Here is a 24,792-nt window from a genome sequence, read left to right as displayed (position 1 = left end):
ACCCACAGCCACAGTGCGGAAACGACGCCTGCCTACCTTCGTGGCCTAGTCACTCGTAGCAGACCGAGCACGCGGAGCACCGTGGAGGCGTCATGACAGCCCCAGCCCCTACTTCACGTAGTCGCTGGATCCAGGAGTGGGATCCGGAGGACGAGGCGTTCTGGAACGCGACCGGTGAGAAGGTCGCCCGGCGGAACCTGGTGTTTTCCGTCCTCTCCGAGCACATCGGGTTCTCGATCTGGACCATGTGGTCCGTGCTGGTGCTGTTCATGGGGCCGGAGTACGGGCTCACCCCGGCCGACAAGTTCCTGCTGACCTCGATGGTCACGCTGGTCGGCGCGGTCGTGCGGGTGCCGTACACCTTCGCCGTGGCGGTCTTCGGCGGCCGGAACTGGACGATCGTCTCCGCGGCCCTCCTCCTCGTCCCGACCGTCGCCGCGTTCACGGTGATGAAGCCGGGGACGTCGTTCGACACGTTCCTGCTGGTGGGGCTGCTGGCCGGTATCGGCGGCGGGAACTTCGCCAGCAGCATGACCAACATCAACGCCTTCTTCCCGATGAGGAAGAAGGGGTGGGCGCTCGGGCTCAACGCCGGCGGCGGAAACATCGGCGTGCCCGTGATCCAGCTGGTCGCCCTCGCGATCATCGGGGCGAGCGGCGGGCCGCGGGTGCTGCTCGGGATCTACATCCCGCTGATCGTCGTCGCCGCCGTCCTCGCCGCCCTCTTCATGGACAACCTCGCCACCGTGAAGAACGACACCGGCGCCGCGATCGACGCCGCCAAGGACGGCCACACCTGGATCATGTCCTTCCTCTACGTCGGGACGTTCGGGTCGTTCATCGGGTACGCCTTCGCCTTCGGGCAGGTGCTCCAGGTGCAGTTCGGGCGGACCCCGCTGCAGGCCGCCTACCTCACCTTCATCGGCCCGCTGCTCGGCTCCCTGATCCGGCCCGTCGGCGGCTGGCTCGCCGACCGGTACGGCGGGGCGCGGATCACCCTCTGGAACTACATCGGCATGGCCGCCGCCACCGCCCTCCTCGTCGTCGCCAGCATGCAGAAGTCGCTGCCCATGTTCGTCACGGTCTTCGTCGTACTGTTCGCGCTCAGCGGGCTCGGCAACGGGTCGACGTACAAGATGATCCCCGGAATCTTCCAGGCCAAGGCTCTCGCCAAGGGGCTGGAGGGCGACGAAGCAGCCGCCTACGGGAGGCGGCTGTCCGGGGCCTCCATGGGGCTCATCGGCGCGGTCGGCGCGCTCGGCGGCGTCGGCATCAACCTCGCCTTCCGGCAGTCGTACCTCTCCTACGGTTCGGGCACCGGCGCCTTCGTCGCCTTCCTGGTCTTCTACGGCCTGTGCTTCGCGGTGACCTGGGCCGTATACCTTCGCCGGCCGGCCGCGCAGCGGCGGTCCGCGACCGCCACCGAGGCAAAGGCGCAGCTCAGCTACGCCGAGGTGTGACGTAACACTGGTGACATGAACCCGAACCGAGCCTGTCACGCACCGTTGACAGGCTCGTTCGGCATGCGGGGCAGCTAGGAGAGCAGCATGGACGAGGAACAGCAGCAGCGGCCGGAGCCCGGTCCGCACGGCCCTCTCGCGGGGTTCACCGTGGGGGTCACGGCCGCGCGCCGCGCCGACGAGCTCGGGGCACTGCTGCAGCGGCGCGGTGCCGTCGTGCTGCACGCCCCTGCCCTGCGCATCGTGCCGCTCGCGGACGACGGGGAACTGCTCGGCGCCACCAAGGAGATCATCGACCAGGCGCCGGACATCGTCGTGGCGACCACCGCGATCGGGTTCCGGGGGTGGGTCGAGGCCGCGGACGGATGGGGTTTCGGCGAGCAGCTGCTGCAGAGGCTGCGCAACGTCGAGCTGCTCGCCCGCGGACCCAAGGTCAAGGGGGCCATCCGGGCCGCCGGGCTGACCGAGGAGTGGTCGCCGTCCTCCGAGTCCATGGCCGAGGTGCTCGACCGGCTCCTGGAGGAGGGCGTCGAGGGCCGCCGGATCGCCGTGCAGCTGCACGGGGAGCCGCTGCCGGGGTTCGTGGAGTCGTTGCGGGCGGCCGGCGCGGAGGTGGTGCCGGTGCCGGTGTACCGGTGGATGCCGCCGGAGGACCTGGGCCCGGTGGACCGGCTGCTGGACGCCGTCGTCTCCCGCTCGGTCGACGCGATCACCTTCACCAGCGCGCCCGCCGCGGCGTCCCTCGTCTCCCGCGCCGAGCACCGCGGGCTGCTCGGCGACCTGCTGGCCGCCCTCGGCCACGACGTCGTCCCCGCCTGCGTCGGCCCGGTGACGGCGCTGCCGCTCCAGGCCCTCGGCGTCGACACCGTCCAGCCGGAACGCTTCCGGCTCGGGCCCCTCGTCCAGCTGCTCTGCCAGGAACTGCCCTCGCGGGCCCGGGCGTTGCCGATCGCCGGGCACCGCGTCGAGATCCGCGGGCACGCGGTCCTCGTCGACGGAGCGCTGAAGCCGGTACCGCCGGCCGGGATGTCCCTGCTGCGGGCGCTGTCCCGGCGGCCGGGCTGGGTGGTGGCCCGCGCCGAACTGCTCCGGGCCCTGCCGGGCGCGGGCCGCGACGAGCACGCGGTGGAGACGGCGATGGCCCGCCTCCGTACGGCCCTGGGCGCGCCGAAGCTGATCCAGACCGTCGTCAAGCGCGGCTACCGGCTGGCACTGGACCCGGCGGCGGACGCGAAGTACGCGGACACGTAAGGGACAGCCGGAAGCGCCAACCGGCCTGCCCTTTTCACAGGTAGGTCACCTGGTGGATGTAGAGACACTCGTGCCGCGGGACAACCAGATAGAGGAAGAACCCGCCAGGGACGTGCGCGACGTTCCCTTTGGGCCCGGCCTCCTGGTAGGAGGCGCCGTCGAGATAGAAGGCGGACGCGGCCCGGACCAGCTCGTCTGCTCTTTTCTCGATCTCGGCGACAAGAGCAGGCGGCGAGCCGCCGACAACGTGCTCCTCGGCCGGGTCGTACTCCCACCTCCAGGTCACCCGGCCACCGCCTGTTGAGCCTCGGCCTCGACAGCGCGCAGCTCCGCCGTCGCCGCCCGGAAGCCGGGGTCATCACGGCTGTCGGTGGCATGTACGGCCGCGAGGGCGGCCTGGTGCCGGGAATGGAGATCGGGCCGTCGTTCGATCTCCACCTGTGCCTGCCAGTAGGCCAGCCAGTGCCGGAGGTGGCCGATCCTGCCGTCCTGGAGCGCGGCTGCAAGCGCCTGCTCCTTCTGCTGTTCCATCTCGGACAGCCGGTGCGGGGCGATGCGTGCCAGCGCGACCCGAACCGCGTCCGGCGTCGGCTCGGGGCGCGGAATCAGCTCATGACCATGGTCGGGGTGTGTGGTCATGCGGCGGCTCCTCTGTCCTTCGCTTCCTTCCCCCACCGTACTGGGCACCACGGACAACGGTGGGGTCTCACGGCGCACCTGCCACATCATGCGACGGCCTTCCGCGTTCCTTCGGGTCCCCGGGACCCCACCTCGAACCACAACAGCTTCCCGGCACCGCGGTCCAGCGGACCGCCGTCGCCGACGGCCCAGCCGCCCCACGAGTCCGCGTACGCCTGCACGAGGTGCAGCCCGCGCCCGTTCTCGGCATCCGCCGGGGTGAGCGGGACGCGGTCCCCGGGTGGTGCACCGAACGGGGCGGGGATTCGCGGGTGGCTGTCCCAGACCCCGACCCGCAGCCGGCCGCCGGGCAGGGCGGTCAACCGCAGTGAGGCGGGGCCGTTCGCGTGCCGGTAGGCATTGGTGACCATCTCGGAGGTCAGCAGCTCGGCGGTGTCCAGAACTTCGTGCCTGCCATGACCACTGAGTGCCGCCCGTACGGTCATGCGTGCGACGCGTGCCGCGCGCGGATCATGGGGCAGGCGAAGGGCGTACGTCCAGGTGTCGGGCAGGGATACGGTGTTCACGAGGGCCTCCGACGAGAGACGGGACTCGGGTTCGCTCAACTACCGCGCCGGGCGGTGGCTGTGCCACAGGGGTGCGCTTCCGGCCTACGGGCGGGGAGTTGGGCGACGCAGAATCACCATAGAGCGTCGCGATGTAATAATTGACATCAATTGAGGGAAAGCTCTGACATTTGCCTCTTGTGAGTGACTCACGGGTAACGCGATGACGAGAGAGGGCTCAGTGCCGCCCAGCTCCACCCCCACCTTGCGCCAACAACGTCTCGGCGCCGAGCTGCGCAAGCTCAGGGAGCACTCCGGGCTCACATCCACCGCAGCCGCAGGTCTGCTCGGCCTCAAACAGGCGCAGATCAGCAATATCGAATCGGGCCGCTATGCCGTGAGCGCCGACCGCGTACGCAGCATTGCCCGTACGTACAGTTGCGCCAACCCTGCTCTGGTCGAAGCCCTCGCCGCGATGACCGGCGGGCGCAAACGCGGCTGGTGGGGCGAGTACCGGGATCATCTGCCCGCCGGGTTCATCGACCTGGCCGAACTGGAGCACTACGCGACCGAGTTGCGCGTCGCCCTGGCCATCCATGTCCCGGCCCTGCTGCAGACGACGGACCACGCACGCGCCCTCTTCCGTACGGTCTTTCCCCCGCTCCGGCAGTACGAGATCGAACACCGCCTCACTCACCGCATCAAGCGCCAGGGCATCCTCCACGGAGAGGATCCCACCCCCTACACGGCGACCATTCACGAGGCGGCGCTCAGAATGGGTTTCGGCGGCCGAGACGTGGCCGCCGCTCAGCTCAAGCACCTTGTCGCCATGAGCGAACTCGCCCACATCACCGTCCGGGTCATCCCCTTCGGTGAAGCGAGTTTTCACGGCACAGGCCAAGGCATCGACTATGTCGCGGGGGCGGTGCCGCAACTCGACACGGTCCAGCTGGACACCCACCACGGTTGCGAATTCCTGGACGGGGAGGCGCAATTGACCAAGTACCGATCAGTGGTCGACCACATGGAGGCGAGTGGGCTCAGCCCTCAAGCGTCCCGAGACCTCATCCACCGCATCACCCAGGAACTCTGAGGAATCCCGCCATGCCCGAACCCACTTGGCAGAAGTCCACCTACAGCGGTGACGCTTCCAACTGCGTCGAGGTGGCCAGCGTCCCCTCGACCATCCGCATCCGCGACTCGAAGCACACCACGGGCCCCCACCTCACCGTCGCGCCCGCCGCCTGGGCCCACTTCGTCTCCGGCGTGGCACAGCCACACCCACGATGACCGCATGGGAACGGACATCCACGGCTGGATCGAGTGCCGGACCTGGCGGGAGGGCCTGAACCACGACGAGACGGCGTGGTCCCCGGCGATCAACCTGCCGATGCTGGGGATGCCGAGGGACTACGACGGCTTCGCCTGCCTCTTCGGCGTACGCGACTTCGACGCCACGTGGCACCCGGTGGCGGCGAACCGAGGCCTGCCGCCGGACACCTCCCCCGAGGTCCGCGAGGAACACGCCATCTGGGCACCCTCCGCATTCGCGGAGACCTGGCTCACCTGGCCGGAGGCGAGGGCGATCGACTGGTCGGAACCGGCAATCCCCCGCACCACCCACATCACCCGCTACCACCGCACCCCGGACGGCACCCTCCGCCTGATCCACCGCCACGACTGGAGCAGAGGCTTCGCCCGGGCGAGCGGCATCAACACGCTGACCACGTCCCCGGCCGACCTGGCCGACTTCTGCCCCGAAGGCACGGAGTGGACCACCGGCACCACGCTCTACCGAGCCGAACGCGCCCGCCGCCGCGACGCGGTCCCGGAGGACGGCCCGTGGGCGCCGGTGTGGACGGTGATGGAGACCCTGGCGGGGGTGCACGGGGAGGGGAACGTACGGCTGGTGGCGTGGTTCGACGAGTAGCGGCCTTCTCAAGCGGCCGTTGTCACGGCTGGCACGCCTTGTCACCCCTGTTCGAAACGATGTCGCTGGTCTGCCAGACGCCGTCGGCGTTCTTGGCGAGCACGGTGTGGTAGAGCACGTAGGACTGCGAAGTGGTCGGGGTCCGGTCGACCTTTCCGGTGGTCCTGTTCTTGATGAACGACCTGCTCTCGTCGGAGCAATAGGTGACGTATGCCTTGTCGGCCCTGGACAGGGTCACCTTGCGGTCGAAGAAGCGGGTCTCCCCGATCCAGTGAGGATCGCCTCGTCCACGGAGTTCACGCTCAGTGCGCTGTCCGCGAGAACCGCGTCCTTCGTCGCGTCTCCGGTCTTCGTGTCCTCGAAGACGTTCTTGGCGGTACTGGGAAACGTGATCTCAGGGCGCCTGGGGGCAGTTGACTGCGAGGAAGTCGGCGTTGCCGACGCCGACCGCGTCGCGTCCGGGCTCTGACTACTCGCCTTCGCATCTCCTTCGCCGCCACCACATCCCGCGAGCAGCAGTACGGCTGCCACGGCACCGCCGGTGGCAGTGATGGAGGGGCGTGAGGCAGGTGAACTCAGGGCCGGCACTCGGCGCTCCCTCTCTGGGATGTCAGCTTCTCGGTGATCCAGACACCTTGCTCGCCGGTCCGAAGCAGACTGCGATAGAGGACGTAGCTGTCGCTGGAAGGCGCGTCCACGTCGGTCTTCCCGGTCGTCAGGCTCTTGTTGTACGCCTTGGTCTGGTCTTCGCAGTACACGAGACCGGCCGTACCGTCCGCGTTGATCTTCACCTTGGCGTCGAAGAAGCGCTTCGTACCGGTGATCCGATCCTTGTAGTCCACGAACTCCTGAATGAACTTCTGGCTCCCAGCCGCCGCCGTGCCCTCGGAATAAAAGCGGTATGCCTTGTCGAGGGGGTCCTGGTCGGCGATCGCCATGTCCACCGCCTTGATGAACTGCTCGGTGTCGCCGAGGACCGCGTCCTTCTTCTCGTCGCCCGTCTTCGGCCACTCGAAGGCGTAGGACAGATCGGACGGCAGCTTGATTTCCGGCCGTTCAGCCGCGCTTGCCGCCGAGGAACCAGACGAAGTCGAGGGCTTGGAAGTGGTCTCTGTCGCCCTTGCCAACCTGTCGCCGGACTTCGACTCTCCGCCCCCGCATCCGGCAAGAAGCAGCACCGCCACCACACCGACGCCGGCTGCCCGCGCTACGGCTGGCACTGAGCCGCCCCCCTGGTGGAAATGATCTGTGACGTCTGCCAGACGCCGTCGGAGTTCTTGTCGAGCCTGGTGTTGTACGTGACGTAGCTGTCCTTGGTGACAGGCGTCCTGTTGACCTTGTGGGTCTTCTTGTCCTTGCTGAAGCCCTTGCTCTCGTCGCCGCAGTAGGTGAGGACCGCCGCCGTCTTGCTCTCCAGCGTCACCTTGCGGTCGTAGTACCGGACGACGCCGGTGATCGTGACGTCGGCCTTCTTGAACTGGGCGACCCAGGACACCGATGCCTCAAGGGCTTTGCCCGTGGTGTAGTAGCCCATCGCCTCGCCCTTGGGATCCGTCCCGGCGATGGCGGCGTCGACCGCCCGCGTCATTTCCGCACTGTCCGCGAGTACGGCGTCCTTCACCGCATCCCCGGTCCGGCCGCCCTCGAAGGTCAAGGTCACATCCGACGGCAACGTGATCTTCGGGCGGCCGTCGGACGATGTCGAAGCCGACACACTCGGCGAGGCCGAAGCAGACGCCCTAGTCGTCGTGGGCGCGAACGAGGTCTTGTCCGCGGCCTTCGCTCCGTCGTCGCCGTCGCCCCCGCCGCAGCCCGCGAGGAGGAGTACGGCGGTCAGACCGGCTACGGCTGTCGTGGACAGGCGGGAACGGGGGTTCACGAATGACTCCTGGTAGGACGGCTGGAATGGGTACACGAGGTACCGAGAACACACGGCTCGTCGGCTAGCCGACGCAGGCTTTGTCGCCGCGGTGCGAGGTCAGAGCGGTGGTCTGCCACACGCCTGAGTCGTTCTTCTCGACGCGCGTGCTGTACGCGACGTACGGGCTCTGGTCCGAGGGCGTCCGGTCGACCTTGCCGGTCTTACGGTTCTTGTTGAAGCCCTTGCTCTCGTCGGAGCAGTAGAGAACCGTCGCCGTGGTCTTTCCGGAGGACAGGGTGACCTTGGGGACGTAGTAGCGGGTGGTGCCCGTGAAGGAGAGGTCGGCGTCCAGATACGCCTGGATCCAGGCGACGGCACCGCTCAACGCTTTGTCCCGGTAGTAGAAGGACAGGCCGGGCGCACTCGTGTCGCCGCGCAGGATGGCATCGTTCGTCGAGTCGATGCGTGCGGCGACGTCCGCGAGTACGGCGTCCTTCGCCGCATCGCCCGTCTTCCAGCCGACGTACTCATCCGTCACGTCCGACGGCAACGTGACCCTGGGACGGTCCGTTCCGGCCGACACGCTCGGCGATGCGGACGCGCTGCCGGCCTGTCCCGTACCGGCCGCCGCGTGGTCGGCACCCGCAGAGGACCCCCCGCTGCCACCACAACCTCCGACGAGTAGCGCGACGGCGGCTCCCGTGAGTGTGCGTACGGACAGACGGGGCCGACGGCTCACTGTGTAACTCCTGCTGGGGCGATGTGGTCTTACCTGTTGACGGACTGGATCTCCTGCACAATGACGTCCTGAGGCCTGCCAAAGGTGCCGTCGGGGAGGTCGTCGCCGTTGCCGTCGCTTCCAGTCCAGTGGATCTTCCAGGTAACCGTCGCCTTGAGCTGGTACGAGCCGCTGCCGGACGAGTGGAGGTACTTCACCCCACAAGGCGGCGTCCTCCCGGCATCGCCCGCGGTGTACTCCTCTCCGATACTGCCGTTGTTGAACTCGCAGACGCCGGAGGCAGGGTAAGTGACCGCGTCGGAGGTACCCGGGTCGATACGGAGGGACACGGGTTCGGCGGTGGTAGTCGCCGAGAGGCCGAGCAGCGGGACGCTGGCAGTGACCGACACCGGTTTGAAAGTCGTCTTGTCCAGCCAGGCCCAGGTGGCGAGGTTGACCTTGGTCGTACCCGCGGGCTTCAGGCTCACTTCTTTGGTGGGGACACGGATCTCGTTGTAGGCGAGTTCGCCGAGGATCTTCGTGGATATGGTGTTCGGGATGTCAGCGGGCGGGGCATCGCCCGTGTCCACCCAGAAATAGGGTTCGTCGCACTTGTCCCAGCCGGGCGGGAAAGACTTGTTGACGTACGAATCCCACCAGTAGCCTTTTCCGGCCTTGTCCTTGTTGAAGTCCTTATAGGGATGACCGTTCACGTAGCGGTCGCGCTGCTGGGCGTCCCACTCGTACCCCGTCGAGTCCGCCGCCCAGATCGGTTCCAGGTACGCCTGGAGCGCGGCGGGACTGTACTTGGGGGCGTACCAGCAGGCCGGGGGCGTCCAGGACGTAGTGGAGGCAACCGGGCCCACGGAGGTACCGGATCCGTTCTTTGACCGGTCGAACACGACAGCGCCGACCGTCGAGTTGATGGTGTCGCCATCTGCTCCGCCGGAGGTATTGGTGTCCGATCCAGACCCACCGCCGACCGATCCGCCCCCTCCAGGACGGTCGGCCATGGCCGGCGCGGCCGACAGCACACAGACAGACGCCGCCAGCGCGATCGCTGCGATTCCTCGGCGGAATCCGGTCACGGCTGGCACTTGTCGGCTCCCCGAGTAGACGCAATCTTCACGAGTTCCCAGACTCCCTTTGCGTTCTTCTCAACCTGGACGCCATACACGACATAGCTGTTCTTGGTGGTCTTCGTCTTCTTGACGACACCGGTCTTGATGACTTTGTTGTAGCCCTTGCTCTCGTCACCGCAATAGGTCAGCGATGCCTTGGTCTTGGACTCCACCGTGACCTGTCGGTCGTAATAGCGGACGGTTCCCGTGACCGTCAGTCCCCCGTCCACGAAGGACTGGACCCATTGCTGAGCGGCGGCGGCCCCCTCCCCCTCGGTGTAGTACTCCAGAGCAGGAAACCTCGGGTTCTGGGCACCGATGGCCGCGTCCAACGCTCGGACGAACTCGGCGTTGTCCTTGAGGATCGCGTCCTTTACGGGGTCGGAGTCCTCTTCAGGGGTGAAAGTGAGGGTGTCCCCGGCCGGCAGTGTGATCTTGGGACGGCCGGCGGCCTCAGAGGCCGAAGCACTCGGTGAAGCCGAAGCCGACGTCCCCGTATCCGCCCCCGCGATCTTCCCGTTCGAGTCGGACTTGTCTCCGCCGCCTCCGCCGCAACCGGCAAGCAGCAGTGCGGCCGTCACACCGGCGGTGGCTGTCGTGAGCAGGCGGCGGGAACGGCGGGTCACGGTGGGCTCCTGGTGGGGCGGTTGGGGTCTGCGAAGCAGCGAATACGGTATCGAGGTCCGTCCGGAACGCACCAGAGCGATTTGCTGCGACCCGGCCTGATGAAACGTGCACGACAGACCATAGCCGGGCAACTCACCGCCTCCACACCAGCTTTGGTGCCGTCCCGTGACATCGCCGCGACCCTCGGTTGGCCTCCGCAAAGGCTACTGGCCGGATCGGGCGCCCGGATGGCCGGATGCTCCACACGTTCCGCAGGGGCACGCATCCAAGCCTGGATCACGGAGCCGCCTTCACCTCGCACCACCCGGACCTGTAACTTCACGGGTGCACAGGTTTGTTGACGGGGCGTACGCGACGGGGGTTGCGGGATCATGGCGGGTTACCGGCCGGCGGACTGGCATCCACTCGACCTCGACCGGGACCCGACCCCCGGCGATCCGCAGCGTGTCCGTACCCTCGCCACGCAGCTGCACTCCTTCGCCGACGATGTCTCCGACGCGCTCGGCCTGGTCAAGGGCATGGCCGGCGAGGACACCCTGCTCCAGTGGGCGGGCAAGTCGGCGGAGGTGTTCAAGGAGCAGTTCAAGGACGTCCCGAAGAAGCTGAAGAAGTCCTACGAGCTGTGCGGTGACGCCCTCGCCGACTACTGGCCCAAGCTGGAGCGCGCCCAGGCCCTGGCCGACAAGGCCCTGGCCAAGGCGAAGGACGCCCAGTCCGATCTGTCCTCGGCCAAGTCCCGGCTCTCCTCCGCCGATTCGTGGGTCACCCGGGCGACGAAGGAAGCGGACAAGTACAAGGACGACCCCACCGGCGGCAAGTCGGACGCCGACAAGCCCGACGAGGGCAAGGTGCGGGCCGCCACCCGGGACGTGCAGAGCGCGAAGTCCGCGCACACCCAGGCCCAGTCGGACGTCACCACCGCGCAGAACGCCCTCGACGCCGCGAAGAAGATGGCCGAGGACGCGCGGAAGATGCGCGACGACGCGGCGGGGGAGGCGAAGCGGAAGATCGACGAGGCCTCCGACGCCGGGATCCCGAACCGGCACTGGTGGCAGGACGTCGGCCACTGGTTCGAGGACAACTGGGACACAATCGTCACCGTCTGCAAAGTCGTCGTCGCCGTCGTCGGCATCATCGCGATGATCATCGGCGGGCCCATCCTCGGCGCGATCGTCCTCGTCGCCGCACTCGTGGTACTCGCGGACACGCTCTACAAATACTCAAAAGGGCAGGCGTCGCTGTGGGATGTGGCGTTTGCGGCGCTGGACTGCATACCTGGCGGCAAGGGCATCACCAGCCTCGGCAAACTCGCCAAGGGCGTGAAGGAGATGAAGTTCCTCAAGGGCGGCCTCAAGGCCATGGCGGAGAGCCTGGGCAAAAAGGGGCTGCGCAAGGAGGCCGAAGAAGCCGAGGATGTCCTCGCCAAGAGCAAGCCGGGCAAGGGGCGGTGCCTGAACGGCGACCCCATCGACATGGTCTCCGGCGAGATGTACATGGCCGAGACCGATGTCGAGCTGTCCGGGCTGCTGCCCCTGCTCCTGCGGCGCACCCACCTGTCGACCTACCGCGCGGGCCGCTCGTTCGGTTCCTCCTGGGCCTGCACGCTCGACGAACGCCTGGAACTGGACGACCAGGGTGCCGTCTTCGCCACCGAGGACGGCATGATCCTCGTCTATCCCGTGCCGCAACCCGGGGCCTCGGTCCTGCCGGCGGAAGGGCCGAGGTGGCCACTGGACTGGGACGGCACTTCAGGCGCCCCGGTACGGATCACCGACCCGCTCACCGACGTCACCCGTCATTTCGCCCCGCCGCAGCGGCCCGGACCGATCGACGAGCCGTTCACCCTGCTTCTCACGGCGATGACGGACCGCAACGGCTACCGGATCGACTTCGACCGTGATGCCGACGGCACACCGGTGGCCGTACGTGACTCGGGCGGTCGACACCTCCATGTGGACACCGACGCCGGGCGCGTCACCGCGCTGCGCCTGCGCAATCCTGAGGACGGCCCCGGCGGTACTGTCCTGCGCCGCTTCGACTACAGCTCCTCCGGCGATCTGACCGGCGTCCACGACTCGGGCGAGCTGCCCATGAGCCTCGCCTACGACTCCCGCGGACGCATCACGTCGTGGACCGACCGCAACGGCTACCGCTACGGCTTCGGTTACGACGGACTGGACCGCTGTGTCCGGGGCGAGGGTGCCGACGGCAGCCTGTCCTGCACTGTGGAGTACGACGACGAAGCGCGCGCGACGTGCTACACGGACGCGCTCGGCCAGACCACGACGTACCGCTACAACGAGCTCTACCAACCGGTCTCCGTGACCGACCCGCTCGGACACACCGAGCTTTCCGAGTGGGACCGTTTCGGACGGCTGCTCGCACGCACCGACCAGCTGGGCCGCACCACTGGCCTCACTCTTGACGCCCACGGCCAGCCGACCCGGATGGAGCGGCCGGACGGCACGGTCATCGAAGTGGCGTACAGCGACGAAGGTCTGCCCGTCGCCGTCACGGAGGCCGACGGAGCGCGTTGGGAGTGCACGTACGACGACCGAGGCAACCTGCTCACCAGCACCGATCCGCTCGGTGCGGTGAGCCGCTACGCCTATGACGGGCGCGGCCACCGGACCGCACGGACCGACGCGCTCGGCAACACCTTCCGTTTCGAGACCGACGAAGCGGGGCTGCCCGTCCGGGTCGTGGACCCACGCGGCAGCACCGTCACCGTGCGGCGGAACGCCTTCGGCCGCGTCGTCCGGATCGATGACCCGGTCGGCGGGACCCTCCGCCAGGGATGGAGCCCGGAGGGCCGACTGCTGTGGCGCGAGCACGCCGACGGCGGCCGGGAGTCGTGGTCGTACGACCCACAGGGCAACCTCACCGAGCACCGTGACCGCGGCGGGGCCACCACCGCCTTCGAGTACGGCGCGTTCGATCTTCCCAGCGCCAGGACGGATCCGGACGGCACCCGCTACCGCTTCACCCACGACGCCGAACTACGACTGATCGGCGTGACCAATCCGCTCGGCGGCATCTGGAGCTACCACTACGACGCGGCCGGCCGTCTCGTCGGCGAGGCGGACTTCGACGGCCGAACGCTCGCCTACGCCCACGACCCCACCGGCCGGCAGACCGAGCGGAGGAACGGCATCGGACAGACGGTCCGGATGACCCGTGACGACGCCGGTCGCGTGGTGGAGACCCGCACGGACGGCGGCGCCGTCGTCTCCCTGCGCTACGACCGGGCCGGCCGGCTGGTCGAGGCCGCGGGCCCGGAAAGCGTGGTTGCCTTCGGCTACGACGCGGTGGGCAGGGTGCTCACCGAAAGCGTCGACGGCCGCACAGTCACCAGCGCGTACGACGCGCTGGGCCGCAGGGTGCGGCGGACCACTCCCTCCGGCGCCGCCTCGCAGTGGTCCTACGACTCCGTGGGGCTGCCCGTCTCACTCGTGACCGCGGCAGGCGAGCTCACCTTCACCCACGACGCGGCCGGCCGGGAAACCACCCGCGGGCTGGCCGGCGCCGCCTCGCTGACCCAATCCTGGGACGCCGGACACCGCCTGGTGGAACAGGTCATCCACTCGGCGACCGGTGCGGCCGGCCCCGATGCCACCACGGTGCTGCAGGCCCGCTCCTACGCCTACCGGGGCGACGGACACCTCACCTCGGTCGACGACAGGCTGGCCGGCACCCGGAGATTCGACCTGGACCGGGCCGGCCGCGTCACCCGGGTGTCCGCCGCGAACTGGACCGAGACCTACGCGTACGACGAACTCGGCAACCTGGCCACCGCGAACCATCCCGGAACCGCGGGACAGGACGCGCAAGGCCCGGTCGGACGCTCCGGCACGAAGGTCACCTCGGCGGGCCGTACCACGTACGAGCACGACGACCAAGGACGCGTGGTCCGCATGATCCGGCGCACGCTGTCCGGGCTGCGGCGGATCTGGACCTACGCCTGGGACGCCGACGACCGGCTCGTCGAGGCCGCGACTCCCGACCGAGGCGTATGGCGGTACCGCTACGACGTCCTCGGCCGGCGTACCGCCAAATGGCGGGTGCACGAGGACGGCTCGGCCGTCGACGAGACTGCCTTCACCTGGGACGGAGCCAACCTCGCGGAGCAGCAGGCGCTCCGGGACGGTGTGGTGGAGACGGACACGTGGGACTGGGACCCGGGTACCCACCGGGCGGCGGCCCAGACGCGGGGGCGACGCGGCGTCCTGGACGCCGACGAGGTCAGCAGGCGGTTCTACGCGATCGTCACCGACTCGGTGGGGACGCCCAGCGAACTCGTCGACGAGGACGGCACGATCGCCTGGCGGGCCGCCACCAGCCTGTGGGGACGGCCCCTGGCCGGCGACGACGACGGCCTGTGCCCGCTGGCCTTCCCGGGCCAGTACCGCGACCCCGAGACCGGCCTGCACTACAACCTGGCCCGGTACTACGACCCGGACACCGCGCAGTTCCTCTCACCCGACCCGCTGGGACTGGTCCCCGCTCCGAACCACCACGCCTATGTGGACAACCCGCTGCGCTGGACCGACCCGTTGGGTCTGGAAGGCGACAGCACCGAGCCGGTTCGGGTCTACGACGATTCCGAGTACACCAAGCACGGTTCGGGCAGCAGTTCGTCCGCCAAGGGTGAGGTCAGCCGCGCCCCCACCAACGGCCAGGCCGCACTCGACCGGTCCATCGACCTGGACCCGAACAACCCGAACGTCACCCGGCGCCTCGGCGTGGATCACGTGAACAACGAGATCGTCGTCCTGGACCGGCACCGGGCGATCACGGACAAGGACGGCAACATCGTCAAGGAGATCTACCACGGCCACGTACAGTCCTCGTACCCGTCGAGCAGCATCGACGAGGGCGATCTGACCAAGCTGAAGAGGGCGGGCATGATCAACAACACCAAGAAGCAGCGGGTGCTTCCGCCCAAGTGTGACGGGTGAAGGCGCAGGGATGAGGAGGGAAGTGGACATGGCATCCGGATGGGATTGGACGGGTGGCGAAGGCCTGCTCGGTCTCGACGATCCCGCGGAATGGGACGCCGCGTTCACACGTGGAGAGGACCACCTCGGGACGGCGGTGATCGGACTGGCGCTCAACTGCCCGTTGGCAGAGGTTTCCCCCCGGATCGTGCAGGCGATGCGGATGCCGGATCCGAGCCAGCGGGGGTTCGCGTTCACCGCGGCGGGCGATGCGGCCCGGATCAACGGCGCACTCACGCCGGAGTTGTACGAAGCGCTGCGCGCGGAGGGGCCGCATGGCTTCGCCACCCACGCCATCAAGGACACGCTGGCCTTCGTACCGTTCCGGGATCTGCCGCCGTGGTTCAAACGCCGGTGGGTGTATGTGACCGTGCGCAACAAGCTGGAGTACTGGTGGCATCGCATCCAGGACGTGACCGGCGATGCCTGGCAGGCCCTGCGGCGACGCCGCGGCTGAGAATTTCGCCGCCTCGTTCCGTGAGTTCGTCACGTGTGGTCGCCCGCAAGACTTTCCAATCGCCCTGCTCCTCAAGTCCGGTACATGGCCAAGGTATCGATCATGCGGTGCAGCCGTGATTTCTTGGCTCGGGACGCATACGAATACAGGAACGGCCATTGCGGACCGTCGAAGGTGCTGGGCACCCACCCCATCTGCTGAGCCAGTCCGTTGCCGATACCGAAGACGCCGGCCGCCATACCGATTGCGTTGAGCGGTTCCCCGGGTGACAGGACGAAACTTATGGTGGTGGCGGCAAGGTCGACGGCGCCGACGACCGCGGGCAGGGCGGTCCGGGCGCGAAACCGGCCGAAAGGGCCTTGCAGACGCGCGCGGCTCAATTGCCGGCGGAGTTCACGGATGATGACGCCGTCGATCTCGCGGCGGGGATGGTACTGGTACTGGTTGCAGACAGCGTCGATCCAGACAAGTAGTTCCTGACGCCCTTCGCCCCGTATGAAGGCATCAAGGCTGCGCCGGCCGGCATGGATGTCGAGGTGGCGCAGGACATCGATCAACTGCCTGGCCAGGTGTTCGATGCGGGCTTGGGACGATGCCGTGGCGGCTGAAGGCGCGAGGCTGGTGGCCGGCACGCCCGTGGTCGGTGGGGCGTTGGTGATCAGGCGGATGAACCTCAGGTCGGACGGGCTGAGGAAAAGCGGTGCTCTGGCGCCTGACAGTGCGAACGCGTCGGCGTGGTTGAACGCATCACGGAGAATCCACTTCGCCACAGCGGCGGGGCCTTCGCTGGTGTAACGCGTGGCGGTCTCAAGCGTGCCCACAGGCACTTTTCGTGCAGCGTTCCGGCTACGGAAGGCCCTGTTCCAATAGGTGATCTGGAGAGGATTGCTCTCCAGATACTCCATCGCGTGCCGTTCCCCGTCTTCGGGTGGCGCGGACACCACCCGGCGCTGCGAACCTTCAAGTCCCTGGTCATTGCGCAGAATCGACCTCAGGGCGTCGTCGATCTCGCGGTCCCAGCGCGCGGCGGACCAGGGGTGTTCGTCACGGAACCTGCGGTCGGTCAGCCACCGATCGCGTGCGAGAATGCGAATGAATCCCTGGTCCACGTAGCGGATGAAATCCTTCGGTGGAATACGGCTGACATGCCTGATCAGCGCGCTGGACGGTGCCCATAAGTTGAGCGGCTGGCTGATCGCGACGAGGGTGTGCAGGTCCTGATATCCGTGGTCCCCGTATTCGCTGATATGGCAGAACGTCGAAAAGGTGTGCTCGACAGCGCGGGTCATGTCCCCGAGACCTTACGTGGAAATGTGTCCGGACTGTCCGGATCGTAGGGGCCGTCGGTAAGACCGATGACGTACAGGTCCGTGTCGCCGTCGTTGCGGATCGCATGGGAGGACAGCGGGGGCACTTTGATGATCACGGCGGCAGTACCTTCGAATTTGCGGTACTGGACCATGGTGTCGGCCCCCGAATCCCAGTGAAGCGACCACCTGCCCGCGGGCATGACGATCAGGATCTCGTGGCGAACCTCGTGGTAGTGATCACCGCGGGTGTGGCCGGGCCTGATGCTACTCGGGTGCGCATCACGGACACAGAACGCCTCGGCGAACCACTGCGGAGGGACCGGGAAGCTGCTGCCTCGTACGTCACCGGAATCGTCGATCTCCGCAAATTCGAGCACGGCATCGTCCATGACGCTTCCCTGCCCATATTCTTCCGGCTTGTCACCCGGTCAGGCGAGGACGTTCTCCTGACGCGAGTACAGCGCGACCTGATGGTCACCGCCGGCGAACACCTCCCCGTCGCCCCCTGTCCGGCCACACCCGCGCCCTCCTTCCCGCCGCCGTGTCCTCCACCCACCCGAAGGCCACCACCGCCACCGCGATGAGGGGCCAGACCGCCAGGAACATCCAGAAGCCGTACGTGGAGTCCAGCAGGCCCGCTGCCCGGTCCGAGGTCATGAAGGGCAGGTTGTAGGCCTGGTCGATGATGGGGACCGTTGCCATGATCAACAGGTTGTGCCAGAGGTAGATGGTGACGGCGCGGTTGTTGGAGAGGGTGATGAGTCGGTCCCAGCGGCGGAAGGGAGCCGGCAGGTCGCGCCAGGACGGGGCGTACTGCAACAACATCACCACTGCCCCGAACGACCAGCACGCCTGGGCGAGCGGGATGTCGTTGAGGTCCCAGCCGTCGGGGCCCCGGTGGCCCGACGCCCACCACAGGCCCGCCGCCATGACCAGGCAGGAGAGGGAGACGGCCGCGTAGCGGGGCACGCGGGTCAGGACGCCCTCCTGGTGGGCGAAGCCGAGGATCCAGCAGCCGCCGTACACGGCGAAGTCCGTGACGGCGTTGCCCGTTTCGCCGGGGATCCTCAGCAGCCCGGTGGCCAGGACGGCCGTCAGCGCCAGGGGGGCCAGGGTCGTCGGCAGGGGCCACCTGCGGAACGCCCGCAGCAGCAACGGCGACAGCAGGACGAACCACAGGTACGCGCGGAGGTACCAGAGCGGGCCCGCCGCCTGTTCCGCCCAGGTGTCGTCCAGCAGGCCCGATGCCGAGCCGAGGTGTTCGGGGTACGGCGGGGCGCCGAGCGGGAGGACGTAGTCGAGGAGCTGGGCGCGGCCGGTCCAACCGGCGCCCAGGTCAGGGTCGTCGAGGGGGTTCCAGCCTGCCGTGAACATCATCGTCAGCAGGACCGCGCCGAAGAGCCAGAGGGGTGGGAGGAGGCGGCGGAGCCGGGAGCGGATCACGCTGCCCGCCGGGCGGTCGAGGCTGCGGGCCATCAGGGAGCCGGCCAGCGCGAACATCACGCCCATGGAGGGGAAGAGGACGGTCAGCCAGGGCCAGCCGAAGAGGTGGTAGACCACCACGCGGAGCAGGGCCAGGGAGCGGAGGAGGTCGAGGTAGCGGTCCCGGCCGCCGCCGGTGCCGGACCTGTCGGGGGCGACCGGGGTCGCTGCTGCCTGTGTCATGCCGCCGGCCTCTCCCCCGCGGTGCCCGGTGCGGCCCCCACCACTCCCGTCCGCCGCAGCTTCTGCCAGCGCAGCCGGCCTCCGGTCAGCGCCGTGATCCAGGACTGGAGGAGTACGACGTACATGAGCTGCCGGTAGAGGATCTGCTGGAGCGGGAGCGAGACGAGGTGGGTCATGCGTTCGCGGTCCAGGTGGAAGGCGTAGGCCGCGCAGACCGCCTGGACCGCCAGGATCCCCAGCCAGGCGCCGATCGTCTTCTGCGTCGGGCCGAAGACGATGCCGTAGAGGAGGAACGCGTCGATCAGGGGGGCGAGGAGCGGTGCCACGACCATGAACAGCGACACCAGGGGGAGTCCCACCCGGCCGAAGCGGCCGGACGGGCCGCGGTCCAGCAGGGCGCCCCGGTGTTTCCAGATCGCCTGCATCGTGCCGTACGACCAGCGGTAGCGCTGCGACCAGAGCTGGGAGACCGACTCCGGGGCCTCCGTCCAGGCCCGCGCCCGTTCCGCGTAGACCACCCGCCAGCCGGCGCGGTGGATCGCCATCGTGATGTCGGTGTCCTCGGCGAGGGTGTCGTCGCTCATGCCGCCGACCTGTTCGAGGGCGGTACGGCGGAACGCGCCGACCGCGCCGGGGATGGTCGGCATGCAGCGCAGCACGTCGTACATCCGCCGGTCCAGGTTGAAGCCCATCACGTACTCGATGTGCTGCCAGGCGCCGATCAGCGAATCCCGGTTGCCGACCTTGGCGTTGCCGGCGACCGCGCCGACGGCCGGATCGGCGAAGGGCTGGACCAGCTCCCGTACCGTGGCCGGTTCGAAGACCGTGTCGCCGTCCATCATCACGACGATGTCGTGACGGGCGTTGCGCAGGCCCCGGTTGAGGGCGGCGGGCTTGCCCGCGTTCTCCTGGCGGACCACCCGGACGCGCGGCAGCCCCAGATTCTCCACGATCCGTGCCGTGCCGTCCGTCGAGCCGTCGTCGACGACGACGATCTCGACGGCGTGCTCGCTCGCGGTCAGTGAACGGACCGTGTTCGCTATGCACTTGGCCTCGTTGTAGGCGGGGACGAGCACCGAGACCGGTTCGGTCACCGGGCGGCGGCCCCAGCGGAAGCCCTTGCGGCGGACCCTGCGGGTGTGCGCGAAGGAGAGCAGCAGCATCAGGGCGAACCGGGCGAGCACCGAGGCGCCGATCACCGCCAGGCCGACCACCAGCACGTCCGTGATGCCGTCGGCCGCCTGGACCAGGAAGATCCAGGCCCTGCCCTGCCAGAGGTCGGGGCCGGTGACCGGGGTGTGGGCGCTCGGCGCGTTCAGGGCCTCGGTGAGGTTGTCGAAGCGGTAGCCACGCGCCGCCAGTTCGGGCAGCAGGCGGTCCAGGGCCTCGACCGTCTGGTGGCGGTCACCGCCCGAGTCGTGCATCAGGACGATCGCGCCCTTGCCGCCGTCCGGGGTGGCGTTGCGGATGATCCGGTCGACGCCCGGCTTGCGCCAGTCCTCGCTGTCCCGGTCGTTGACGACGGTGATGTAGCCGCGGCTGCCGATGTACCGGGTCACCGGCCAGGAGAGGTCGTCCATCGCGTCGGCGGAGGAGGAGTACGGCGGCCGGAAGAGGGAGGTACGGATGCCGGCCGCGCCGGTGATCGCCAGCTGGGTCTGGGACAGCTCCCAGTCGATGCGCTTCTGCGACTGGTACGACAGGTCGGGGTGGCTGAAGGTGTGCACGCCCACCTCGTGGCCCTCGGCCACCATGCGCCGGACCAGCTGCGGATGGCGCGAGGTCATGGTGCCGGTGACGAAGAAGACGGCGTGCGCGTGGTGCTTCTTCAGGACGTCCAGGACCTTCGGGGTCCAGGTCGGGTCGGGGCCGTCGTCGAAGGTGAGGACCACGCGGTGGTCGGGGATGCGGAGGGACGTCGTACGGCCGCCCCGGGTGTCGATGACCGGGCCGCCGTCCAGGATCTTCTCCGGGACCTTGCCTGCGGCGGCCTCGGGGCGGATGCGGTGGTCGGCGAGGATCTCGCTGTGCACGTAGCCGCGCAGCATCAGCATCGCCATCAGGGCGGCGAGGAGGAGGACGGGCAGCGTCAGACGCATGGGGAGGCGGCGGCGCCGGGAGGCGTCCGCGGCGGCCGGGCGGCGTCGGGAAGTGTCCGTGGCGGCCGGGCGGCTCCGGTTCGCGCCGGTGGCGGCCGGGCGGCGTCGGGTGCGGGGTGCCATCAGAGGACGCGGGCGGGTTCGTTGGCACCGCCGGTGCCGGTGCGCGGGGCCGGGCCCTCCGCGACCGGGCCGCCGGTCGGGGCGGCCGACTCGCTGGGCGAGGCCGGAGGCGGCGACGCGGCGGGCGAGGACGGCGCGTCCGAGGAGGGTGCCACCGCGGACGGCGAGGCGGACGCGGACGGCGAGCCCGGCTTCGGCGAGGTGACCGTCACCCCGGAGGACGAGGTCGCCCGTGCGGACGCCGACGCGCTCGGCCGCGCGGTCCCCTTTCCGGTGCCGGACGTCCGGGAGGAGGCGCCGGCCGACGGGGTCGTACCGCCGCTCACGGTCGAGCCCGCCACCGAGGCGCCGTCGTCCGAGGAGCGCGGCGACCGGGCGGGCCGCGGCGAGTCGTCGACCTTGCCGGCGGGCCTGTCGGCGTTCTGCCCGGGTACCGGCAGCCAGGGCGCGTCGGAACTCCCGGACAGCAGGGTGACGACGATGACGACCGCGTAGACCGCACAGGCGAGGCCGACGGCCATCCCGAACCTGCGGAACCGGCGGCTGCGGCGCCCCGACTCGTCCACGAAGACGGGGACGGGGACATCGTCGGCAGCGCCGGGGCCTCCGGGCGCGCCCAAGCCTCCCGAGGCGCCCGAGCTTCCGGGCGCGCCCGAGGCTCCGGATGCGCCCAAGGCTCCGGATGTGCCAGAGGCCCCCGAGGCGCCCGAGCTTCCGAAATCGGCGGAGGCCCCCGCGGCGGCGGACCGTATCGGCCCTGCCGACCGTGCCGTCCCCGCCCACCCCGCCGACCCCACCCGCCCTGTCGGCCGTATTCGTACGGCACCGACGTCGTTCTGGACGGTCACCTCGTCGGGGTCGTGGACGAGGCCCGGAGCCGGGTCGCGCAGAAACACCGGGATCGGTGGCTCGACCACGCTCCACGGGTCCCGTAACGCCCCGGCCCGCAACACCTCGGTCGCCCCGGCGGCTTCGGCGGCCCCGGCGGCCCCAGCCGCCCCGCCGACCCCCGACGCCCTACTGACCCCGGCCGCCCCGCCGACCCCAGCGACTCCCGCCGACCCGCCGGCCCCTGCGGCCCCTACGGCCCCGCCGCCGTCGGCGTCCGCGGCGCCCGCCTCCACCCCGTCCTGCCCGTTGCCCCTGTCGTCCCCAGCGACCCCGCCGTCCTCATCGACCCGGTCCTCCCCCGCCACCGGCACATCCCGGGCATCCAGGACCACCTGCGGCAGCTCGGGTTGGGTTTCTTCTCGCCAATTTTTCACGCGCGTACATCCCCCCACGGGACTGTTCCGGGCGCACTGACGAACCCGAGCACACGTCGACGGAACGGGCCCCCACCCGCTCCGAGCGCCCCCTTGCGGCTCTCCGTACTCGGGTCCATGAAGCTAGCGCACGGGGGAGATCGGTGTTCCCGATGTGTCATTTGTGGTTGTCCATCACCTCCTGATCACTGGCCGGAATCCACCCATCGGCAGGCCACTGAAGCCACCGTTCCGCACGCCCGATCTCCACGGCCGCCCGCCGCAACGCATCGACTCCCGGATGGACCAGCCCCTTTCGCCACACGAGCGACACGGGCGACAACGGGACCGGATCGACCAACGGCCGCGACACGCTTCCAGGTATGGCCGGAAAACCCGCTACCGCGAGAACGGGATACCGATCCTTGGCCATGACTCGCTGGAACTCCTCCTCCCCGACGGCCAGCGGCAGCGGCGGCGCGACCGCGATGCCCCGTCCCTCGAAGAGACGAAAGGCCAGGTCAGTCCATTCCAGGGTGCGTTCGTTCCCGGCGCCGGCGTAGACCGTCTCGCCCGCGAGCGCGGCCAGCGGGACCGCGTCCAGGTCCGCGAGCCGGTGTTCGGAGGGGAGAATTACGGCCATGGGTTCGAGTCGTACGGGCTGGTGTTCGAGCCCGGAGCGCAGCGCCGGATCCAGTCCCGCGAACCGCCCGAAGGACACGTCGAGCCGCCCCGCGAGGAGTTCGGCCGCCGCTCCGGTGAGCCCGCTCTCGTAGCGGGCCATCAGCTCGCAGTCGGGGGCGAGTTCGCGGGCCCGGTACAGGACGCGGCGGGCGGTCTCCAGACCCGGGGAGTTGAGGTCCACCAGCAGCGGGCGGGCCTGCCCGAACGCGGCGAGCAGGGCGTCCTGGGCGGCCAGCACCCGGCGGGCGTACGGCAGCAGCCGGGTGCCGTCGGCGGTGAGGCTGACCTGCCGGGTACTGCGGAGGAACAGCTCGGCGCCCAACTCCCGCTCCAGCCGCCGCACATCACGGCTGAGCGCCTGCTGGGCGACGTACAGCCGGGCGGCGGCGCGGGTGAAGTGCAGTTCCTCGGCGACGGTCACGAAGACACGCAGCAGGCGGGGTTCGATGTGGGCGGGCGAGGCGGGCGCTGACATCACGCGAATTTACAACACAGGTGCGTGAATCGGTGCCGAGCAGGTGTTGGACCCCTTGATCCGTTCCGCGCGACGGTGGTGTCCATGCCACAACCGACCAATCCGACCGCTCCCACCACTCCCACCGATCCCACCGCGCCCACCGCGCCCACCGCGCCCACCGCGCCCACCGCTTCGACCGATCCCACCACTCCCATCGCTTCGACCGCTTCGACCGCCCCGCCCGAACGGACCTCTCCGCAGCTCCTCCACACCGTCACGGCGGACTCCCTCGTCGCCGTCGACTTCAGCCCCCGCTTCGACGGTCGCTCCCGCCCCCGTTCCGGCCCCCGCTTCGACGGCCGCCCCCGTTCAAGTCCCCGCCCCCGCCGCCCGCCCGGCCCCTATCGCCGCCTCTTCGCGCTCCCGGGCACCCGGGCCTTCACCGCCGGGAACCTGCTGGCCCGGCTCCCCATGGGCATGTTCAGCGTGAGCGCGGTCGTGATGATCGCCGGGTCGCGCGGCTCGTACGCCCTGGCCGGTGCCGTCACCGCGACCGGCCTCGCCGCCACCGGTCTCGCCGGGCCCTGGATCGCCCGGCTCGTGGACCGGTACGGGCAGGCCCGGGTCGCCGTGCCCGCGACCGTCACCGCCGTGCTCGGCAGCCTCGCCCTGCTGCTCTGCGTCCGCTACGGCGCCCCGGACTGGACCCTGTTCGCGGCCTACGCGGCCACCGCCACCACCCCCAACCTCGGCGGCATGTCCCGTGCCCGCTGGGCCCACCTGCTGCGCGCGGACCCGGGTGCCCTGCACACCGCGAACTCCTTCGAACAGGCCGCAGACGAGCTGTGTTTCATGCTCGGCCCGGTCCTCGCCTCCTTCCTGACCGGCGCGTTCTTCCCGGAGGCCGGCACGCTGGCCGGAGCGGTGCTGCTGCTCACCGGCGCGCTGCTGTTCGCCGCCCAGCGGGCCACCGAGCCGCCGCCCCGGACCGGGCCGGCCACCGCACGCACCCCGCTGCGCATCGGCCCGCTCCTGGTCTGCTTCGTCGCGACCGGCGCGGTGTTCGGTTCGATGGAGGTGGTCACCATCGCCTTCGCCGACGCCCAGGGCCACCGCTCGGCGGCCGGTGCCGTGCTCGCCCTCCAGGCGGCCGGTTCGTGCGCGGCGGGCCTGGTCTACGGGGCGCTGAGGCCGAGTGGACCGGCCGAACGCAGGCTCCCTGTCTGCCTGTCGGCGATGGCGGCCCTGATGTGCCTGCCGCTGCTCGCCGCGCGCGCGTTCGACAGCTTCTGGGCTCTCGCCCCCGCGCTGCTCGTGGCCGGCATGGCGACCGCCCCGACCATGGTGACCGCGATGACGCTGGTCCAGGACCGGGCCCCCGAGGGCCGGCTCAACGAGGGGATGAGCCTGGTCGTCACCGCCCTGCTGACCGGCATCGCCTGCGGCTCCGCGCTCGGCGGCTGGGCGGCGGACCACGTCTCGCCGACGGCCGCCTTCGCCACCCCGGCCGCGGCGGCCGGCACGGCCCTCGCGGTGCAGGCCGTCAGTCGAATCGCTTCGCTCAATTCCCGCCGCACCCATTGACGGTCTCACAGCCCGCACCT

The 24,792-nt window shown here is 69.5% G+C and carries 23 protein-coding genes; 9 read left to right on the top strand and 14 right to left on the bottom strand.

Annotation, left to right across the window (positions count from 1 at the left end; translation table 11 throughout):
• Positions 1-92 precede the first annotated feature (92 nt).
• Entirely contained in the window at positions 93-1,460 is a 1,368-nt protein-coding gene (locus AB0D74_RS16570; RefSeq protein WP_362586233.1) for a nitrate/nitrite transporter, read from the top strand.
• A gap of 87 nt (positions 1,461-1,547) precedes the next feature.
• On the top strand, positions 1,548-2,711 hold the full coding sequence (locus tag AB0D74_RS16565; protein ID WP_362586230.1) for a uroporphyrinogen-III synthase: 1,164 nt from the start codon (positions 1,548-1,550) through the stop codon (positions 2,709-2,711).
• A 34-nt stretch (positions 2,712-2,745) separates the two neighbouring features.
• Here AB0D74_RS16565 and AB0D74_RS16560 read toward each other — a convergent pair whose 3' ends face one another.
• From AB0D74_RS16560 to AB0D74_RS16550, 3 genes are all read right to left on the bottom strand, one after another.
• Positions 2,746-2,997, bottom strand: a complete 252-nt coding sequence (locus tag AB0D74_RS16560) for a hypothetical protein (protein ID WP_362586227.1) — start codon at positions 2,995-2,997, stop codon at positions 2,746-2,748.
• On the bottom strand, positions 2,994-3,350 hold the full coding sequence (locus AB0D74_RS16555; RefSeq protein WP_362586224.1) for a hypothetical protein: 357 nt from the start codon (positions 3,348-3,350) through the stop codon (positions 2,994-2,996). The genes AB0D74_RS16560 and AB0D74_RS16555 overlap by 4 nt, the downstream gene beginning before the upstream one ends.
• Positions 3,351-3,436: 86 nt before the next feature.
• Positions 3,437-3,916 (bottom strand): ATP-binding protein, encoded by a 480-nt coding sequence (locus tag AB0D74_RS16550; protein WP_362586221.1) that lies wholly within the window; start codon positions 3,914-3,916, stop codon positions 3,437-3,439.
• Positions 3,917-4,136: 220 nt separating this feature from the next.
• Here AB0D74_RS16550 and AB0D74_RS16545 point away from each other — a divergent pair, with 220 nt between their 5' ends.
• The 3 genes from AB0D74_RS16545 to AB0D74_RS16535 are packed head-to-tail and all read left to right on the top strand — an operon-like array spanning position 4,137 to position 5,825.
• On the top strand, positions 4,137-4,988 hold the full coding sequence (locus AB0D74_RS16545) for a helix-turn-helix transcriptional regulator (RefSeq protein WP_362586219.1): 852 nt from the start codon (positions 4,137-4,139) through the stop codon (positions 4,986-4,988).
• Positions 4,989-4,999: 11 nt separating this feature from the next.
• Positions 5,000-5,185, top strand: a complete 186-nt coding sequence (locus tag AB0D74_RS16540; protein WP_362586216.1) for a DUF397 domain-containing protein — start codon at positions 5,000-5,002, stop codon at positions 5,183-5,185.
• Positions 5,186-5,189: 4 nt separating this feature from the next.
• The gene (locus tag AB0D74_RS16535; protein WP_362586214.1) at positions 5,190-5,825 is read left to right on the top strand and encodes a hypothetical protein; all 636 of its coding nucleotides are present in this window, start codon (positions 5,190-5,192) and stop codon (positions 5,823-5,825) included.
• Positions 5,826-5,847: 22 nt separating this feature from the next.
• On the opposite strand, the gene AB0D74_RS16530 is transcribed toward AB0D74_RS16535, so the two are convergent.
• The 6 genes from AB0D74_RS16530 to AB0D74_RS16505 all read right to left on the bottom strand — a co-directional run bounded on the left by AB0D74_RS16530 (position 5,848) and on the right by AB0D74_RS16505 (position 10,151).
• Positions 5,848-6,063 (bottom strand): hypothetical protein, encoded by a 216-nt coding sequence (locus AB0D74_RS16530; RefSeq protein WP_362586212.1) that lies wholly within the window; start codon positions 6,061-6,063, stop codon positions 5,848-5,850.
• Between the two features lie 337 nt (positions 6,064-6,400).
• Positions 6,401-7,045: a hypothetical protein gene (locus AB0D74_RS16525; RefSeq protein WP_362586209.1), complete on the bottom strand. Its 645-nt coding sequence runs from the start codon at positions 7,043-7,045 to the stop codon at positions 6,401-6,403.
• Positions 7,033-7,704, bottom strand: coding sequence for a hypothetical protein (locus AB0D74_RS16520; RefSeq protein ID WP_362586206.1), 672 nt, complete (start codon positions 7,702-7,704; stop codon positions 7,033-7,035). Before AB0D74_RS16520 ends, AB0D74_RS16525 begins: the two co-directional genes overlap by 13 nt.
• A gap of 64 nt (positions 7,705-7,768) precedes the next feature.
• Positions 7,769-8,224 (bottom strand): hypothetical protein, encoded by a 456-nt coding sequence (locus tag AB0D74_RS16515; RefSeq protein WP_362586203.1) that lies wholly within the window; start codon positions 8,222-8,224, stop codon positions 7,769-7,771.
• 230 nt (positions 8,225-8,454) lie between these two features.
• Entirely contained in the window at positions 8,455-9,417 is a 963-nt protein-coding gene (locus tag AB0D74_RS16510) for a hypothetical protein (protein WP_362586844.1), read from the bottom strand.
• A 71-nt stretch (positions 9,418-9,488) separates the two neighbouring features.
• Positions 9,489-10,151, bottom strand: a complete 663-nt coding sequence (locus AB0D74_RS16505) for a hypothetical protein (protein ID WP_362586200.1) — start codon at positions 10,149-10,151, stop codon at positions 9,489-9,491.
• 372 nt (positions 10,152-10,523) lie between these two features.
• On the opposite strand from AB0D74_RS16505, the gene AB0D74_RS16500 reads away from it, so the two are divergent.
• Positions 10,524-15,110 carry an RHS repeat-associated core domain-containing protein gene (locus AB0D74_RS16500; protein ID WP_362586197.1) on the top strand — a complete coding sequence of 1,529 codons (4,587 nt, stop codon included), beginning with the start codon at positions 10,524-10,526 and terminating at the stop codon, positions 15,108-15,110.
• 28 nt (positions 15,111-15,138) lie between these two features.
• Entirely contained in the window at positions 15,139-15,606 is a 468-nt protein-coding gene (locus tag AB0D74_RS16495; RefSeq protein ID WP_362586195.1) for a hypothetical protein, read from the top strand.
• 71 nt (positions 15,607-15,677) lie between these two features.
• On the opposite strand, the gene AB0D74_RS16490 is transcribed toward AB0D74_RS16495, so the two are convergent.
• The 4 genes from AB0D74_RS16490 to AB0D74_RS16475 form a co-directional block, all read right to left on the bottom strand.
• Positions 15,678-16,895, bottom strand: a complete 1,218-nt coding sequence (locus AB0D74_RS16490) for a hypothetical protein (protein ID WP_362586192.1) — start codon at positions 16,893-16,895, stop codon at positions 15,678-15,680.
• Positions 16,892-17,305 (bottom strand): hypothetical protein, encoded by a 414-nt coding sequence (locus AB0D74_RS16485; protein WP_362586189.1) that lies wholly within the window; start codon positions 17,303-17,305, stop codon positions 16,892-16,894. Before AB0D74_RS16485 ends, AB0D74_RS16490 begins: the two co-directional genes overlap by 4 nt.
• 85 nt (positions 17,306-17,390) lie before the next feature.
• Complete coding sequence (locus tag AB0D74_RS16480; RefSeq protein WP_362586186.1) at positions 17,391-18,581, bottom strand: acyltransferase; 1,191 nt, start codon at positions 18,579-18,581, stop codon at positions 17,391-17,393.
• Entirely contained in the window at positions 18,578-20,680 is a 2,103-nt protein-coding gene (locus AB0D74_RS16475) for a glycosyltransferase (protein ID WP_362586842.1), read from the bottom strand. Before AB0D74_RS16475 ends, AB0D74_RS16480 begins: the two co-directional genes overlap by 4 nt.
• Before the next feature lie 144 nt (positions 20,681-20,824).
• On the opposite strand from AB0D74_RS16475, the gene AB0D74_RS16470 reads away from it, so the two are divergent.
• Complete coding sequence (locus AB0D74_RS16470) at positions 20,825-21,298, top strand: hypothetical protein (protein ID WP_362586183.1); 474 nt, start codon at positions 20,825-20,827, stop codon at positions 21,296-21,298.
• 927 nt (positions 21,299-22,225) lie between these two features.
• On the opposite strand, the gene AB0D74_RS16465 is transcribed toward AB0D74_RS16470, so the two are convergent.
• Positions 22,226-23,206 (bottom strand): LysR family transcriptional regulator, encoded by a 981-nt coding sequence (locus tag AB0D74_RS16465; RefSeq protein WP_362586181.1) that lies wholly within the window; start codon positions 23,204-23,206, stop codon positions 22,226-22,228.
• Positions 23,207-23,290: 84 nt separating this feature from the next.
• On the opposite strand from AB0D74_RS16465, the gene AB0D74_RS16460 reads away from it, so the two are divergent.
• Positions 23,291-24,772, top strand: a complete 1,482-nt coding sequence (locus tag AB0D74_RS16460; RefSeq protein ID WP_362586178.1) for an MFS transporter — start codon at positions 23,291-23,293, stop codon at positions 24,770-24,772.
• The last annotated feature ends 20 nt before the right edge of the window (positions 24,773-24,792 follow it).

Source organism: Streptomyces sp. NPDC048278 (genome assembly GCF_040652195.1).
GTDB lineage: Bacteria > Actinomycetota > Actinomycetes > Streptomycetales > Streptomycetaceae > Streptomyces.
Note: the sequence above shows the minus strand (reverse complement) of the source record. Positions and strands in the feature narration are given on the sequence as shown.

What these genes read in the sequence shown, in the direction of transcription:
- AB0D74_RS16485 (WP_362586189.1), bottom strand. Translation starts at nt 17,305, where the DNA reads ATGGACGATGCCGTGCTCGAATTTGCGGAGATCGACGATTCCGGTGAC.
- AB0D74_RS16495 (WP_362586195.1), top strand. Translation starts at nt 15,139, where the DNA reads ATGGCATCCGGATGGGATTGGACGGGTGGCGAAGGCCTGCTCGGTCTC.
- AB0D74_RS16510 (WP_362586844.1), bottom strand. Translation starts at nt 9,417, where the DNA reads ATGGCCGACCGTCCTGGAGGGGGCGGATCGGTCGGCGGTGGGTCTGGA.
- AB0D74_RS16565 (WP_362586230.1), top strand. Translation starts at nt 1,548, where the DNA reads ATGGACGAGGAACAGCAGCAGCGGCCGGAGCCCGGTCCGCACGGCCCT.
- AB0D74_RS16570 (WP_362586233.1), top strand. Translation starts at nt 93, where the DNA reads ATGACAGCCCCAGCCCCTACTTCACGTAGTCGCTGGATCCAGGAGTGG.
- AB0D74_RS16555 (WP_362586224.1), bottom strand. Translation starts at nt 3,350, where the DNA reads ATGACCACACACCCCGACCATGGTCATGAGCTGATTCCGCGCCCCGAG.
- AB0D74_RS16490 (WP_362586192.1), bottom strand. Translation starts at nt 16,895, where the DNA reads ATGACCCGCGCTGTCGAGCACACCTTTTCGACGTTCTGCCATATCAGC.
- AB0D74_RS16540 (WP_362586216.1), top strand. Translation starts at nt 5,000, where the DNA reads ATGCCCGAACCCACTTGGCAGAAGTCCACCTACAGCGGTGACGCTTCC.
- AB0D74_RS16535 (WP_362586214.1), top strand. Translation starts at nt 5,190, where the DNA reads ATGGGAACGGACATCCACGGCTGGATCGAGTGCCGGACCTGGCGGGAG.
- AB0D74_RS16460 (WP_362586178.1), top strand. Translation starts at nt 23,291, where the DNA reads ATGCCACAACCGACCAATCCGACCGCTCCCACCACTCCCACCGATCCC.
- AB0D74_RS16480 (WP_362586186.1), bottom strand. Translation starts at nt 18,581, where the DNA reads ATGACACAGGCAGCAGCGACCCCGGTCGCCCCCGACAGGTCCGGCACC.
- AB0D74_RS16500 (WP_362586197.1), top strand. Translation starts at nt 10,524, where the DNA reads ATGGCGGGTTACCGGCCGGCGGACTGGCATCCACTCGACCTCGACCGG.
- AB0D74_RS16465 (WP_362586181.1), bottom strand. Translation starts at nt 23,206, where the DNA reads ATGTCAGCGCCCGCCTCGCCCGCCCACATCGAACCCCGCCTGCTGCGT.
- AB0D74_RS16475 (WP_362586842.1), bottom strand. Translation starts at nt 20,680, where the DNA reads ATGCGTCTGACGCTGCCCGTCCTCCTCCTCGCCGCCCTGATGGCGATG.